Origin of the sequence: Oscillibacter valericigenes (assembly GCF_016902445.1) — a bacterium.
GTDB lineage: Bacteria > Bacillota > Clostridia > Oscillospirales > Oscillospiraceae > Oscillibacter > Oscillibacter avistercoris.
Window position 1 is genome coordinate 16,556 of the sequence record NZ_JACSNX010000028.1, and the last position, 14,489, is coordinate 31,044.

At 62.6% G+C, this 14,489-nt stretch carries 14 protein-coding genes, 1 pseudogene and 1 other annotated feature; of the genes and pseudogenes, 9 read left to right on the plus strand and 6 right to left on the minus strand.

The window, feature by feature from the left end; genetic code table 11:
• Window positions 1-119: 119 nt before the first annotated feature.
• Window positions 120-362, plus strand: a binding site (T-box leader).
• Between the two features lie 64 nt (window positions 363-426).
• From H9X91_RS12755 to H9X91_RS12770, 4 genes are all read left to right on the plus strand, one after another.
• A complete protein-coding gene (locus tag H9X91_RS12755; protein WP_204805581.1) occupies window positions 427-1,431 on the plus strand; it encodes an ATP-binding cassette domain-containing protein in 1,005 nt (334 codons plus the stop codon).
• The gene (locus H9X91_RS12760; RefSeq protein ID WP_204805565.1) at window positions 1,424-2,167 is read left to right on the plus strand and encodes a methionine ABC transporter permease; all 744 of its coding nucleotides are present in this window, start codon (window positions 1,424-1,426) and stop codon (window positions 2,165-2,167) included. Before H9X91_RS12755 ends, H9X91_RS12760 begins: the two co-directional genes overlap by 8 nt.
• Before the next feature lie 89 nt (window positions 2,168-2,256).
• The gene (locus H9X91_RS12765) at window positions 2,257-3,105 is read left to right on the plus strand and encodes a MetQ/NlpA family ABC transporter substrate-binding protein (protein WP_204805566.1); all 849 of its coding nucleotides are present in this window, start codon (window positions 2,257-2,259) and stop codon (window positions 3,103-3,105) included.
• Window positions 3,106-3,288: 183 nt separating this feature from the next.
• Complete coding sequence (locus H9X91_RS12770; RefSeq protein ID WP_204805567.1) at window positions 3,289-4,698, plus strand: MATE family efflux transporter; 1,410 nt, start codon at window positions 3,289-3,291, stop codon at window positions 4,696-4,698.
• 52 nt (window positions 4,699-4,750) lie between these two features.
• Here the strand turns inward: H9X91_RS12770 and H9X91_RS12775 are convergent, their stop codons facing one another.
• The 3 genes from H9X91_RS12775 to H9X91_RS12785 are packed head-to-tail and all read right to left on the minus strand — an operon-like array spanning window position 4,751 to window position 8,234.
• Entirely contained in the window at window positions 4,751-5,053 is a 303-nt protein-coding gene (locus H9X91_RS12775; RefSeq protein WP_204805568.1) for a hypothetical protein, read from the minus strand.
• 18 nt (window positions 5,054-5,071) lie between these two features.
• Window positions 5,072-6,439, minus strand: coding sequence for a penicillin-binding transpeptidase domain-containing protein (locus tag H9X91_RS12780; protein ID WP_204805569.1), 1,368 nt, complete (start codon window positions 6,437-6,439; stop codon window positions 5,072-5,074).
• Entirely contained in the window at window positions 6,426-8,234 is a 1,809-nt protein-coding gene (locus tag H9X91_RS12785) for an FtsW/RodA/SpoVE family cell cycle protein (protein ID WP_204805570.1), read from the minus strand. Before H9X91_RS12785 ends, H9X91_RS12780 begins: the two co-directional genes overlap by 14 nt.
• Before the next feature lie 301 nt (window positions 8,235-8,535).
• Here H9X91_RS12785 and H9X91_RS12790 point away from each other — a divergent pair, with 301 nt between their 5' ends.
• On the plus strand, window positions 8,536-9,423 hold the full coding sequence (locus H9X91_RS12790; protein ID WP_204805571.1) for a 4Fe-4S cluster-binding domain-containing protein: 888 nt from the start codon (window positions 8,536-8,538) through the stop codon (window positions 9,421-9,423).
• 59 nt (window positions 9,424-9,482) lie between these two features.
• Window positions 9,483-10,400: a ketopantoate reductase family protein gene (locus H9X91_RS12795; protein WP_204805573.1), complete on the plus strand. Its 918-nt coding sequence runs from the start codon at window positions 9,483-9,485 to the stop codon at window positions 10,398-10,400.
• Window positions 10,401-10,557: 157 nt separating this feature from the next.
• Here H9X91_RS12795 and H9X91_RS12800 read toward each other — a convergent pair whose 3' ends face one another.
• Complete coding sequence (locus H9X91_RS12800) at window positions 10,558-11,442, minus strand: MATE family efflux transporter (protein ID WP_204805575.1); 885 nt, start codon at window positions 11,440-11,442, stop codon at window positions 10,558-10,560.
• Window positions 11,443-11,724: 282 nt separating this feature from the next.
• Between H9X91_RS12800 and H9X91_RS12805 the strand changes: the two genes are divergently transcribed.
• Window positions 11,725-11,937, plus strand: coding sequence for a hypothetical protein (locus H9X91_RS12805; protein ID WP_338111984.1), 213 nt, complete (start codon window positions 11,725-11,727; stop codon window positions 11,935-11,937).
• 76 nt (window positions 11,938-12,013) lie between these two features.
• Here the strand turns inward: H9X91_RS12805 and H9X91_RS12810 are convergent, their stop codons facing one another.
• Entirely contained in the window at window positions 12,014-12,988 is a 975-nt protein-coding gene (locus H9X91_RS12810) for a metal ABC transporter substrate-binding protein (RefSeq protein WP_338111985.1), read from the minus strand.
• A gap of 164 nt (window positions 12,989-13,152) precedes the next feature.
• Here H9X91_RS12810 and H9X91_RS12815 point away from each other — a divergent pair, with 164 nt between their 5' ends.
• Complete coding sequence (locus H9X91_RS12815) at window positions 13,153-13,581, plus strand: hypothetical protein (RefSeq protein ID WP_204805577.1); 429 nt, start codon at window positions 13,153-13,155, stop codon at window positions 13,579-13,581.
• Between the two features lie 96 nt (window positions 13,582-13,677).
• Here H9X91_RS12815 and H9X91_RS12820 read toward each other — a convergent pair whose 3' ends face one another.
• The gene (locus tag H9X91_RS12820; protein WP_204805579.1) at window positions 13,678-13,935 is read right to left on the minus strand and encodes a heavy-metal-associated domain-containing protein; all 258 of its coding nucleotides are present in this window, start codon (window positions 13,933-13,935) and stop codon (window positions 13,678-13,680) included.
• A gap of 458 nt (window positions 13,936-14,393) precedes the next feature.
• Here H9X91_RS12820 and H9X91_RS14485 point away from each other — a divergent pair.
• Window positions 14,394-14,489, plus strand: a pseudogene (locus H9X91_RS14485) (pyruvate synthase); the annotation flags it as partial.

The window sequence follows — 14,489 nt, forward strand, 5'->3', positions numbered from 1 at the left end:
CGCTTTGTGGAACTTCACAGAAACGAAGCAGCAGATAGCGGTTTTCTGGTCAATTTTTCCTGTTGACTTTTCCCTCGCTATCAGATAGACTATGAGACAGTTATTGGAAAACTTGATAGCGAAAGACGATGAAGAGAAGAGTACCCAGGCAGATACAGCGCAGAGAGCCTCGGCTGGTGAGAAGAGGTCTGGAAGGGTCTGGAGAACATGGTCTCGGAGTTGCGTGGCCGACCGCCTTTTGGGCATAGGTCACGACGTGTGCGCACGTCACAGCGCAGGGGTGTGTTGGCACTCCCAAAGGCCGCTTCCGTGAGGGAGCGTGCGAAGCAAGGTGGTACCACGGCGATCTCGTCGTCCTTGAGGCAGTTTGTCTCAAGGACTTTTTTGTTGCCGAAATTCATTTGAAAGGAGCGTGGCCCCGTGTCCATCATTCAGATCCGGCATCTGTACAAGACCTTCGGAACGGGTGAAAGCGCCGTCCATGCTTTGGAGGATATCAACCTGGACATCCAGGAGGGGGAGATCTATGGGATCATCGGCCTCTCCGGTGCCGGCAAGAGCACCCTGGTGCGGTGCATGAACCTGCTGGAGCGGCCCACGTCCGGCACAGTAATCGTGGACGGGAAGGACATGACCTCCCTCTCCGACCGGGAGTTGCGGCTGGCCCGGCGGAACGTCACCATGATCTTCCAGAGCTTCAACCTGCTGATGCAGCGGACCGTTCTGAAGAACGTCTGCTTTCCCATGGAGATCAGCGGCGTCCCCGCCGCCAAGGCCAGGAAGCGGGCCCTGGAGCTGCTGGAGCTGGTGGGGCTCAGCGAAAAAGCGGACGCCTACCCCTCCCAGCTCTCCGGCGGCCAGAAGCAGCGGGTGGCCATCGCCCGTGCCCTGGCCACGGACCCCAAGGTCCTGCTGTGCGACGAGGCCACCTCCGCCCTGGACCCCACCACCACCGCCTCCATCCTGGGCCTTTTGAAGGACCTGAACGAAAAGCTGGGCGTCACGGTGGTGGTCATCACCCATCAGATGAGCGTCATCGAGGAGATCTGCTCCCGGGTGGCCATTCTGGACGGCGGCATCCTGGCGGAACAGGGCAAGGTGGAGGACATCTTCTCCGATCCCCATACCGACGCCGCCCGGCGGCTGGTGTATCCCGGCGGCGTCAGCATCCAGCAGTATCCCGCCGGGACCCGGGCCATTCGGGTGGCCTTCAACGGCGGCACGGTCTATCAGCCCCTGATCGCCACCCTGGCCATCGATCTGGGGGTCAAGGTCAACATCCTGGGCGCCGACACCCGCAACATCGAGGGCAAAGCCTTCGGCACCATGCTGCTGGCCCTGCCGGACGACCCCAACAGCGCAGCCAAGGCCCTGAGCTACATTCGGGCACAGCCCAACGTTTCCGCAGAGGAGGTGGAGTACCATGCTTGAGACCATCAGCGCCTTTTGGGCGGAATACGGAACTGTCCTGACAGACGGCGTGTGGGATACCCTCTTCATGGTCGTCGTCTCCACAGTATTCGCCTATCTGATCGGCGTACCCCTGGGGGTGGCGTTGATCGTCACCCAGCCTCAGGGCATCCGTCCCCACCGGGGCGTCTACCGGGTGCTGGACTGGATCGTCAACATCGGCCGGTCCATCCCCTTCATCATCCTGATGGTGGCCGTCATGCCCTTCACCCGCCTGGTGGTGGGCACCACCATCGGCGTCAAGGGCGCCATCCCGCCGCTGGTGATTTCCGCCGCCCCCTTCATCGCCCGGATGGTGGAGACCTCTCTCAGTGAAGTGGACGCCGGCGTGGTGGAAGCCGCCCAGTCCATGGGCGCCTCCACGCTCCAGACCGTTTGGAAAGTGTACCTGCCGGAGGCGAAGCCCTCCCTAATCCTGGGCGGCGCCATCTCTCTGGTGACTATCCTGGCCTACACCGCCATCGCCGGCACCGTGGGCGCCGGCGGCCTGGGCGACATCGCCGTCCGGTACGGTCACCAGCGGGGCATCACCTCCGTCATGTGGGTGACGGTGGTGTTCCTGGTCATCCTTGTGCAGGTGGTGCAGCTGGTCTTCAACTGGCTGTCCCGGCGCATCGACAAGCGGCTGGACCAGACCGCCGACGCCAAGAAATTCGCTCCCCTGGAGCTGCTGGCCCGATTTGTTCACACCAAATAATTTCCCCGTCTTCACCGCCCGGCTTTTGAGATCTCAGCCGGCGTTTGAAAGAAATCCATACGACTACATGATTTATTGGAGGAATTGACATGAAAAAGAAACTGCTGGCCCTGCTGCTGGGCCTGACCCTGTGCCTGTCCCTGGCCGCCTGCGGCGGCAGCACCGACGACACCGCCGCGGACGACACCGCTGACACCTCCGGCGACGATGCCGCGGAGACCGTCACCCTGACCGTGGCTGCCTCTCCCACTCCCCACGCCGTGATCCTGGAACAGTGCGTGCCCATCCTGGCAGAGCAGGGCATCGACCTGGTCATCAATGAATACAGCGACTATGTGGTCCCCAATACCGCCGTGGAGGACGGCGACGAGGATGCCAACTACTTCCAGCACATCCCCTACCTGGAGGAGTTCAATGAGACCCGCGGCACCCATCTGGTAGACGTGGCTTCCGTCCACATCGAGCCCATGGGCGTCTATGCCGGCAAGACGGCCTCCCTGGAGGAGCTGGCCGACGGCGCCGTCATCGCCATCCCCAACGACGCCACCAACGAGGGCCGCGCCCTGCTGCTGCTGGAGGCCCAGGGCCTGATCACCCTGGACGACAGCTCCAATCTCACCGCCACCCCCAACAACATCGTGGACAATCCCAAGAACCTGGAGTTCCAGGAGCTGGAGGCGGCCACCATCCCCAGCGTGCTGGCGGACGTGGACCTGGCGGTCATCAATTCCAACTACGCTCTGGGCGCCGGCCTGAACCCCACCACGGACGCTCTGGCCATCGAGTCCAGCGACTCCCCCTATGTGAACGTGCTGGTGGTCAAGGAGGGCAATGAGGACAACGAGGCCGTGCAGGCCCTGGTGGAAGCCCTGCACTCCGACGCCATCCGCGACTTCATCACCGAGGAGTTCGACGGCGCTGTGGTCCCCGCTTTCTAAATTCAGGTATCGCCGCTGTGCCGGAGAGGCTTTGTCTCTCCGGCACAGCTTTTTGTCTGTTTCCTTTGTTAAAATCGTGTAAAATTTTTTGGCATGACCGGTAGCTTTTCCGACCCCCTCGTGCTAGAATATGGGTTGCGCTCCAGAGCGCAAATTTTTTGAAAAAACGAGAGGGTTATTGTCATGGCAGGCAAGCAGCGGACGCACTATGAGATCGATATGTGCAACGGCCCCATTCTCTCCAAGATGCTGCGATTCTCCATCCCGCTGATGTGTTCCAGTGTTCTGCAGCTGCTCTTCAACGCGGCGGACATCGTGGTGGTGGGCCGGTGGGCCGGGGACAACTCCCTGGCGGCGGTGGGCTCCAACTCCGCCCTGATCGGCCTTTTGACCAACCTGTTCGTGGGACTGGCCGTCGGCGCCAACACCATGGCCGCCAAATGCTACGGCGCCCATGACAGGGACGAGCTCCACCGGGTGGTCCACACCTCCATCCTGCTGAGCATCATCAGCGGCCTGATCCTGACGGTGGTGGGCGTCTTTGGGGCCCGGACCATCCTGATCTGGATGCAGACCCCGGCGAACGTGCTGGATCTGGCGGCCCTGTATCTGCGGATCTACTTCCTAGGCATGCCAGCCACTATGGTCTATAACTTCGGCGCCGCCCTGCTGCGGGCGGAGGGAGACACCCAGCGGCCGCTGTACTTCCTCTCTCTGGCGGGCGTGGTCAACATCGTGCTGAATCTGTTCTTCGTCATCGTGTGCCATCTGGACGTGGCGGGCGTGGCCATTGCCACGGTCATCTCCCAGTGCATCTCCGCCGCCCTGGTGCTGCGCTGCATGGTGAAGGACACCGGCCCCCTGCATCTGGACCTCAAAAAAATGCGTCTGCACCCCAGCACCTTGAGCCAGATCCTGCGGATCGGCCTGCCGGCGGGGTTCCAGGGCATCCTGTTCTCCCTGTCCAATGTGGTGATCCAGTCCTCCGTCAACACCTTCGGTGAGGTGACCATGGCCGGCAACTCTGCCGCTGCCAACATCGAGCAGTTCGTCTACGTGTCCATGAACGCCATGTACCAGGCCACCATCTCCTTCGTCAGCCAGAACTACGGTGCCGGCAACTATCACCGCATCCGCAAGATCGTGATCCGGGCCCAGTGCTGCGTGCTGGTGGTGGGCGTGGTCCTGGGCAACGCCGCCACACTGGCCGGCCGGGTGCTGCTCTCCATCTACACCACCAGCCCCGCCGTCATCGACGCCGGCATCACCCGGATGCAGATCGTCTGTGCCACCTACGCCGTCTGCGGCATGATGGATGTGATGGTGGGCGGCCTGCGGGGCATCGGCTACTCTGTCATGCCCATGCTGGTGTCCCTGGTGGGTGCCTGCGGCCTGCGGCTGCTGTGGATCGCCACGATCTTCCAGCTCCCGCAGTTCCACACCATCCAGATGCTCTACTGGTCCTATCCCGTCAGCTGGGTCGTCACCTTCGGCGTCCACGTACTCTGCTTCCTGTGGGCTTTGCAGAAGGTCAAGCACCGGCTGCTGCCCGCAGCGGAGACGCCGGAGAAGGCGCTGTCTCTCGAGGAATAAAAAGAGCGGGGTGTATCTTCTGATACACCCCGCTCTTCCGCATTCTGAACGCTTACAGTCCCATCCGCTGCCGGACGGCCAGCACCGCGCAGGCCACCAGGAAGATGGTCAGCGCCAGCTGGCCCCACAGCAGGTTGTAGGAGACATCCTCCCGATTGCGCCGCCGCCCCTCCAGCACGGAGAGGGAGTTGAAGATCCCCACTACGCCGAAGGCGATGGCCACCAGGTCCGCCGGCAGCTCCAGCCCCAGCACCAGCAGGACCAGGTACAGCACAAATCCAAGTCCTGTGGCGATGGCCCCATTGTTCATCTGCTTTTTGGTCTGAAACAGCAGACCTCTTTTCTTGTCGCTCATCTTGAACCCGCTTTCGTATCAATATCCGTTGACGATCACGTCCAGCACCTTGGCGGCCACGCTGCCCGCCACAGAGGATCCGCCGCCGCCGTTTTCCACCAGCACCACAAAGGCATAGGGGGTGTCCTCCCCCCGCAGGAAGCCGGCGAACCAGGCATGGGGCGTCTGCCCCTCTCCTACCTCAGCGGTGCCGGACTTAGCACAGAGGTCCATGTTGGGGAACCGGCTGGCGCCGTAAGTCTGCGTCACGTTGTTGGCCATCAGATCCGCCAGGGCGGATGCCGTGTCAGAGGAGATCAGTCTGTCGGTCCTGGTGGTGAAATGAGGCAGGCTGGGCAGTCCCAGGGCGCTCTCCGTCCGGAGGATCAGGTACGGCTCCGCCGCCTTGCCGCCGCTTGCGATGGCGCCCATGTAGATCATCAGCGCCGCCGGGTTCACCTGGTCGTGATACTGGCCCACGCCGGCCCAGCCCAACTGCCCGTCGGTGATGCCGTCAAAGTCGAAGGAGCCCTTTGCTGTGGGCAGGCCGTCGATGGAATAGCTGTCGGTGAGGCCCGCCTGCTCCGTGTACTTCTCCAGGGTGTCCGCCCCCAGCTCCTGGGCGATCTGGGCGAAGGCCACGTTGCAGCTGTTGGCGAAGGCCGCGGCAATGTCCTGCTCCCCATGAGTGCCGGAGCAGATGATGGTCTCGTCCCCGATCTGGACGCTGCCGGTGCAGGTCCAGGTCCGCTCCGTCAGGTCCGGGATCTCCTCCAGGGCCGCCGCCAGGGTGACGGTCTTGTAAACGGACCCCGGCGTGAAGGTGGAGGACAGGAAGCGGTTCAGATAAGCGCCCTCGTACCGGTCATTGGTGGTGATGTCCTCCGGCACGTTCAGGGGGTCGTAGCTGGGGGCAGAGACCATGCACAGGATCTCTCCCGTTTCGTAGTTGTAGACCGCCACCGTGCCGGACTTGCCGCCGAGCGCCTCATAGGCGGTGTAGTTGTACCTGGCATCGATGGTCAGATACAGATCGCTCCCCTGCTGGGCGCCGAAGGCGCCGTTCAGGAGACTGTATCCCGTCAGCTTGTCGGCAAAAGCGTTCAGCGCCCCGGTGCCGATGTTGCCCTGCAGATCCCCCACGGCATGGAGGGTAGCCTTGCGGACGGTGGCGCTGTCGTAGTAGGTCCGGCGGCCGTCCACCACCTCGGAGAGCACATCCCCGTCCCGGTCCAGCACGGTGCCGCTGGCCAGCTCCCCGCTGCTGTTGTACAGGTGGCGGTTGAAGGCGGAGGAGGCCCAGCTGCCGCCGTCCGCAAAGTATTTCACCAGAAAGACCCCCAGGCCCGCCGCCAGCAGCAGGGCCAGGGCCAGACAGACGAAGGCCCGCCGCTCAATTTTCTTCATGGCGTTCCTCCTTTTCCATGTCGAAGGGATCCCCCACCGGCTCCGCCCGGCGCCGGGCCGCCTGGGTCAGCTGCCGCTGATGCCTGCGGGCGATGGCGAAGCTGGCATTCTCCCGGGTGTCCGTGGCCTTCAGATAGGCCAGGAGTCCCCAGGCGGACATCATGGCGGAGCCGCCGTTGGAGACGAAGGGGAACGTGACGCCGGTGAGGGGCAGCAGGTCCACGGAGCCGAACACGTTCAGGCAGGTCTGGAACACCAGCAGGGACGCCGCCGCGCAGGCGGCGATGGTGTAGAAGCTGGACCGGCCCACCCGGCAGGCCCGGGCGGCGAAAAACGCCAGGGTGATGATGGAGCCCACTGCCAGCACGGCGATCAGCAGTCCCCACTCCTCGCAGAGCATGCCGAACACCAGGTCCGTGTCCGCCGCCGCCACGTTGTGGAGCCAGCCGTTGCCGGCCCCCATGCCCAGAAGGCCGCCGGAGGCGGCGGCGGACATGGTGCGGGTCTGCTGGTAGCCGGTGGTGGAGGCGGCCTCCCAGGCGTGGCCCCAGGAGGCGAAGCGGCTGAGGATATAGGGCTTGAACTTCAGAATGATACCCGCCCCGAACACGGCGCCGCCGCAGATCAGGGACAGCGTGGCGAAGTCCCCGGACCGCATGTAGGCGATCACCAGGAAGGTGACGAAGAAGATGGCGGCGGTGCCGAAGTCGCTCATCAGGCCCAGCAGGCCGATGCACAGGCCCGTCAGCACAATGAAGAGGGTCAGGTTCCGCTTGTGGAACAGCCGCTCCAGCGTGGCGGCGCCGGCGAAGATATAGCAGATCTTGGCGATCTCCGACGGCTGGAAGGACATGCCGCCGATGGAGATCCAGTTGACGGCGCCGTATTTGGAGTTGCCGATCAGCAGCGTGATGCCCAGCAGGCCGATGGCGGCCGCCGCCATGAGCCAGCGGTTCTTCTGCACCCGGCTGAGATCCCGCAGGAACAGCCCCAGCACCAGGAACAGCCCAAGGCCCAGCAGAATGGCCAGGAACTGCTTGAACAGGCTCCCCTGGGCGCTGGAGGCGGTGATGGACAGGGACAGGGTGGAGAGGAAAAAGGCGATGGTCTCCATCTCGAAGCCCACGCACCGGGTGGCCCGCAGAGCCGCGTAATAGAGCCACATCAGCACCGTCAGCCCCAGGAAGGCCAGCGGAATGGCAATGGTGGCCTCCGTCCCGGCGGCCACGATCAGCTGCAGGCAGGCCAGCACCTGGAACACCGTCAGCCACAGAAAGGACGGCCAGATGGCGGCGGGCCGCTCCGCCCGGCGCTTCGCCTCCTGCTCCTCCCGCTCCGCCACGGTCTGGGGCAGGAAGATCAGGGGCACGCCGCCCAGGGTGATGGTGTCCCCCAGCTTCACGGGGGCAGAGGTCTCCACCTGCTCGCCGTTCACCGCCGTGCCGCCCTTGGAGCCCAGGTCGTACAGGGTCCAGTTCTCATCCTCGCCCCGGCAGAGGGCGGCGTGCTGGCGGGAGATGCTGGGGTAGTTCAGATAGATGTCCGCCGTCTTGCTGCGGCCCAGGATGTTCTCCCAATGGGTCAGGGGCAGAGACGTGCCGTTGGGCAGGCTCAGCTGGCCCCAGTTCTCCGGCGTGTGGGGGATCCGCAGCAGGGAGCGGACCGCCCGGTACAGGATCAGCACCGCCAGCGCCGGGAAGAGAAACCGCACGAAGGCCATATACCACTCCCCTGCCAGCGGATACGCCGCCAGCAGGCCGGTCAGACTGTCCAGCAGCGTCTGCAGGAACTCCATCCGCTGTCCGCCTCCTTTCTTTTTGGACATATGGAAGTATTATAGCATTTCCCCCCGAAAATGTACAGCCCCCCTGCCGGGACAGACGGTCCTCCATCGGATGCCTCTGCAGCCGGTTTCCAGTTCTCCCATTGATTTTTCAGGAGTTATGCCCGGTTAATTTTCGGTTTTCTCTTGACCTATCCGCAAAAATCCTTTAGAATATATGGATGTCTGCAAGACACCTCTCATGGTCCTTTTGGGGGGCCATTTCCTGTTTGCGTGTGCATATTTTTCATCTTACTCTGAAAGGCCGATCGATATGAAGCATCCCTACAAGACGCGGGAGGGCGGCGCCACGGTGACGATCTTCGTCCCCTATGACTGCAAAAACCACTGCCCCTTCTGCATCAATAAAGGCGAATACGCAGATATGACGGGGTTCTCCCTGGAGAAGATCTGCCGGAGCATCGAGCGGATGGACGCCATCACGCCCCGCTGCGACTTCGTCTTCACCGGGGGTGAGCCCTTCGCCAACCTGGAGTCCCTCCAGGTGATGCTGGACAAGATCCCCACCACCCATAAGGTGTATATCAACACCACCCTTCCCGTCTCCGAGCATCAGTCCGAGGCGGACATTCTGGCATTTGCGGAGCGGAATAAGCACAAGATCACCTGTATCAACGTCTCCCGCCACATGCAGCACTATGTGGTGGAATCCAACGACGATCTGCTGGCCAGGCTGCCGGTGCCCTTCCGGGTCAACTGCGTGCTGTACAAGAACTATCCGGCCGACCAGCTGGTGCCCTATATGGAGCGGTTCCGCAAGCTCCCCGGGGCCTCTATCCAGTTCCGGTTCGACTACACCGCCACCACGCCGGAGAACCTCTACGAGGAGGAGGGGGACAAGATCCTGCAGGATCTGAAGAAGGTGGCCCGGTACACGGGGCTGGACGGCTGCCGGATGCGCTGCGGCTTCCACTTCGACTACAAGGGTATGGAACTGACGTATCACAAGACGCTGCCCTACTCCACCATCGTGGAGACGGACCCCAAGGACGGCGTCACCTATGACATCCTCTACGACATCCTCATCAAGCAGAACGGCGACATCCACTCCGACTGGGACGGCACCCTCCTGGATGTGGATGCCTACGAAAAGGTCGTGTTTGAGCCTTACGACCTGAAGTGGCTGGCCCGTATCGCGTGATCCATAAGGGACGGCGGAGTTTTCCGCCGTCCCATTTTTACAGACTGGAGGCAATTTTCATGAGACCCATTCAAACTGTCGGCGTCATCGGCCTGGGCTCCCTGGGCGTGCTGTACGCCACCCTGTTCACCGGCGCCCTGGGGAAGGACCGCGTCCTGGTCCTGGCGGACAGCCGCCGCACCGCCCGCTATCGGGAGGAGGGCGTCTGGTGCAACGATCAGCTGTGCGACTTCAACTATGTGGACGCCGCCTCCCGCACAGAGCCGGTGGACCTGCTGCTGTTCGCCGTCAAGTTCGGCGGCCTGCGGGACGCCATCCAGACCTGCCGCCACCTGGTGGGGCCGGATACCATCCTGCTCTCCGTCCTCAACGGCATCGTCAGCGAGGAGATCCTGGCAGAGGCTTTCGGCCCGGAGCACGTGGTCTGGTGCGTGGCGGAGAAGATGGCGGCCAAAAAAGAGGGCAACCGCGTCACCTGCGGTCCCTGGGGAGAGCTGGCCGTCGGCGTTCCCGCCGGGGAGGACCCGGCCCGCCTTCACCGGCTCACCGCGTTTTTTGACGCCATCCACTTCTCCTACGTCCTGCCGCCGGACATCCGGATCCACCTGTGGAGCAAGCTGCTGTGCAACACCGGCTGCAACCAGGCGGCCATGGTGTTCCAGTGCGACTACAGCCTGCTGCAGCGGCCCGGGACGCCCCGGGACACCATGATCGGCGCCATGCGGGAGGTGGTGGCCGTGGCCAACGCCGAGGGCGTTCCCCTCTCGGAACAGGATGTGACCACCTGGGTGGACATCATCGACCACCTGCCCTCTGACGGCGAGCCCTCCATGCGGCAGGACGGCAAGAACCGCCGGAAGAGCGAGGTGGAGCTGTTCTCCGGCACCATCCGCCGCCTGGCGGCCAAGCACGGCATCCCCGTACCGGTGAACGACTGGCTGTACGAGCAGGTCCAGGAGATGGAGCGGGCGTATTGAGCCTGCCCTGCACCGGGAGATGGAGGATGGGCTTTTGCGGGAGCCGCTTCCCCGCGCCTGCCCCGGAGCAGACGCGTTCCGGGACATCGCTTCCGCAGGCCGCAGGAAAGAGGACCCGGCACAGCAGGGATGCTGTGCCGGGTCCTTCTCACGGCGGTCACTGCTGAAGCGCCAGCCGCTTCTGCCGCCGGACATGCCGCAGGAACCAGATCCCGCACAAAATGATCTGCACCGTGGTGGAGGCCGGGGTGGCCAGTCCCAGGTGGAACAGGGAGCTGTCCGCCGACCAGCTCACCAGCAGCGCCACAGGGCTGCCCAGCTTCAGGATCCTGCCGATGAGGGCGCCGTTGAACCGGATGTCCTGCCGCCGGAGGGTGAAGGCCAGGTGTTTTTTTCGAATCAGCAGCAGGGAGAGCACCACGCTCACCGCCTGGGCAAACACCGTGGCGATGGCGGCGCCGGCCACATTCAGGCCGAAGCCGCCCACCAGCAGCAGGTCGCCGCCGATGTTCAGGACACATGCGATCAGCACAGTGATCAGCGGCACCCGGGAGTCTCCGATCCCCCGGAAAATGCTGCCCAGCAGGTTGTAGGCCACGATGAACACCGCACCGGCGGAGCAGATCCGCACATATTCCACCGTGCCGTCAAAGGCGTCCGCCGGGGCGTGCATCAGCACCGCCAGCTGGGGCGCCGCCAGCTCCAGCGCCGCTGTGGCCACCACCGCCACCACCAGGAACAGGCAGATGCCGCTGCCCACAGCCTGCCCCGCCTCCTCCGGCTTGCCCTCGCCGATCTTCTGGCCCAGCAGCACGGTGATGCCCATGGCCAGGCCTGTGATGACGATGGTCACCGTCTGCATGATCTGGCTGCCGGTGGAGACGGCGGAGATATCCGCCGCTGTTCCGAATTTCCCCACCACCTGCAGGTCCACGGCGCCGTACATGGCCTGCAGCAGCAGGGCCAGCAGCACCGGCAGGGCGAATTTCAGCAGGGTCGACAGGATCGGCCCACGGGTAAAGCTCTGTTCTGTTGTTTCCATAAATTCCTCCCAAACGCTGGAGGGCAGCAAAAAAAGCCGGATAAGAGTCCGGGCGCCCCCAGCATCTTATCCGGCTTTATGACCGCGGCCACAAGCCCTCCGATGAACAGGCATTACTCTAGCAAGGGCCACGGCGATTGTCAAGTCCTGCCGCCTGTGCCTGCGCAGAGGTTTTACCATCCCTTTACCGGGATACGGTGGTAAACCGGCAGACAAGAGGAATACACTGGAACCAGAGCTCCGCCGAGGCCCCGGGTCCGCGCCCTCCGGCGGGGAAATCCTGTGATTGGAGTGATGGCCATGCTGCCCTGCCGCCCCGGCTGCCCGTTCTATCAGGAGGGCTGCCACAAGACCTGCGCTCAATGGCAGCTGTTTCAGGAAAAACAGCAAGCTCAGCGCCAGGCCAAAAAACAATATCTGCAGTTCTACAATGACCTCTGCGCTCAGGTGGTCCGCCAGTGCCGGGCCATCGAGTACAGGCGCATAGCCTGGTGAGCCGCGGCACGGCCGTTCTCACACAGGCGCAAAAGGCGGCCCCGCGGCGCTTTGCCGTGGGGCCGCTGCCCGTCTCTCACAGATATTCCCGCAAGGTCTCCAGGTTCTGCTCCATCAGCGACACGTAGGTGGCGCCCGCCTCCAGATCTGCGGCGGATACGTTGTGGCAGGTGTGGAACATGGCAGTCCGGACCCCTGCGGACTCAGCGATACTGTCCGCCACCAGGTGGTTGGAAAACTCGATATACCAGACGGTAGGGATGTGCTCCTGGCGCACCTTGTCGGTCAGAAAGGCGATGGTGGCCGCCGAGGGCTCCGTCTGGGTGCTGCAGCCGGGGAAGGCGGCGTAGTAGTCGATGTCGAATTCCTCGGCGAAATACCGCAGGGGGAACCGGTCGCCGAACACTATGGTCCGGTCCCCTGCCCCGGCGAAGAAGTCGGCAAATTCCTGGTCCAGCTTCTCGATCCGGGCGGCATAGTCCTCTGCATTAGCGGCGTAGGTCCCGGCGTTGGCCGGATCCAGAGCCGCCAGTGTGTCTCCAATGGCCCGGGTGATGGCCGCGGCGTTTTGGGGAGACGTCCACACATGCTCGTCGTAGCCCACCACTTCTCCCAGGCCGGGGGCCTCGCTGTGATCGTGTTCGTGGTCGTGGCCATCTTCGTAGCTCTCCATGCCCTCCACTGTCTCCTCTTCCAGCAGAGGGACGCAGTCCACCATCCGCAGGCTCTCGCCCCGCAGATCCACAGACTCCAGGATCGTCTCCACCCAGGTGTCAGACTCCCCGCCCAGGTAAAGGAACAGATCGCAGTCCTGCACTGCCAGGATGTCCGCCGGCGTTGGCTCATAGGAGTGGCTCTCGGTTCCCGGCGGCAGCAGCAGCTGCACCTCCGCCAGGTCTCCGCCCGCCGCCCGGGCAAAATCATAAGCCGGAAACACGGTGGCCACCACCGTCAGCTTGTCCGGATCACGGTCCTCCGCCGGGCGCTGCCCGCAGGCAGAGAGCGCCAGCAGCATTGCCATGGCCGCACAGAGAAGGGAAACGTTCTTCACAGGTATGCTCCTTTAAATTGAGAATCATTTTCAATCCATGCAGTATATCACAGCTGCCGGCAAAAAGCAAGCCGTTCCGGGGCCGCTTTTCAGGAATTAGCCTTGGCAAACCCGCAAAAGTCTGATAGAGTTAAGAAAACGTTAAGATTTTGCGGAGGTACACCATGAGAAAGGAACTGGATCTTCCCCGGATCGACGACAGCAAGCTGGACGAAGCGGAGGCCCTGATCGCATCCATCGCTGCCAGGGAGCCCGGAACGGCTGCCGCAGAGCTGGAAGCCCTCTCCGCCCTCACCGGCAAGCTCCACTCGGAGGTGGAGTTTCTGGAATACTGGAGCTGGACGGATCTGGACACACTGGCCCGGCTCACGCTGGCGCCGGAGCCGCCCTGTGTCCCGGACCTGACATGGGAGGAGACCCAGGAATTGGTGCGGCGGATCCAAAACTGCTCTGTCACCGGCCAGGAGTGGGCCATGCGCTATGATCTCCAGCTGCTCCGCCGGTCGCTCTCCCTACCGAACGTCATGGACTTCGTGGCCTCCGGCGAGGATGTGGAGGTCATTGCGGAAAAGCTGCTGCAGGCGGCCCGGTGACTCCCTCTTTCCACAACTGACAGCACCCGGCACTGCGGTCCGCAGTGCCGGGTGTCTTTGACGGGAGGGGCAAGGCGCTCTGTCCCGGGAAGAGCGTCATTTGCTCCAGGAAGCAAACAGCCCTCTTTTTTCATAGGGCTCACTTTTGACAGAGCGCACCGTGTAGCCCGTGTCGTCAATGACCTGCCGCAGGGCTGCCTCATCCAGCGGCTCTTCTGCCAGGATCCGTGTCCGGTTCTTCCCGTGAGAGGATTCTACCTTTTTGACGCGGAACGCCCGGCGCACTGCGTCGTTCACATGAGACTCGCACATGCCGCACTGCATGCCCTCCACTTCCAGCGTATATTGGACCATCGCACTCTCCTCCTGTTTTGAATGGTGCTGTCTACAGTTAGTTTTTACTAACTAAATGATAGCACGCCGCCCCTTTTTTGTCAATATCCAGCTGGCGGGAAGCGGCTGCCCTGGTCTCTCCGGCGCCAGTTTGTCCCCCAAAACCGCAAAATGCAGTCTGCTCTATTTTCCAGACATCTGATATCAGATTTAATTGCTGGTAAATAGCGAAATATCTAAAACACGCTCTATTTTTTATTCAAAATGCCCATTGATGCAGATACTTCCCCTCCGCCTTTCAACACTTATAACAAAAACATCATACCGGTCCACGCAGATTTTTATACTGGCAGATTTGTTATAGAATTGACAACCCCTGCAAAATAGGACTATACTGTAATTGCTGACAAGCATCCAACACGGCAAATTTCGAGATGGTTTCCCCTTTGGGGAAACAAACCGAACGAGGAGGATCAAGCATGAAAGACATCGTAGAGATCCGGTGGCACGGGCGCGGCGGCCAGGGCGCGAAGACGGCTTCGCTGCTGCTGGCGGACGCGGCGTTCAACACGGGC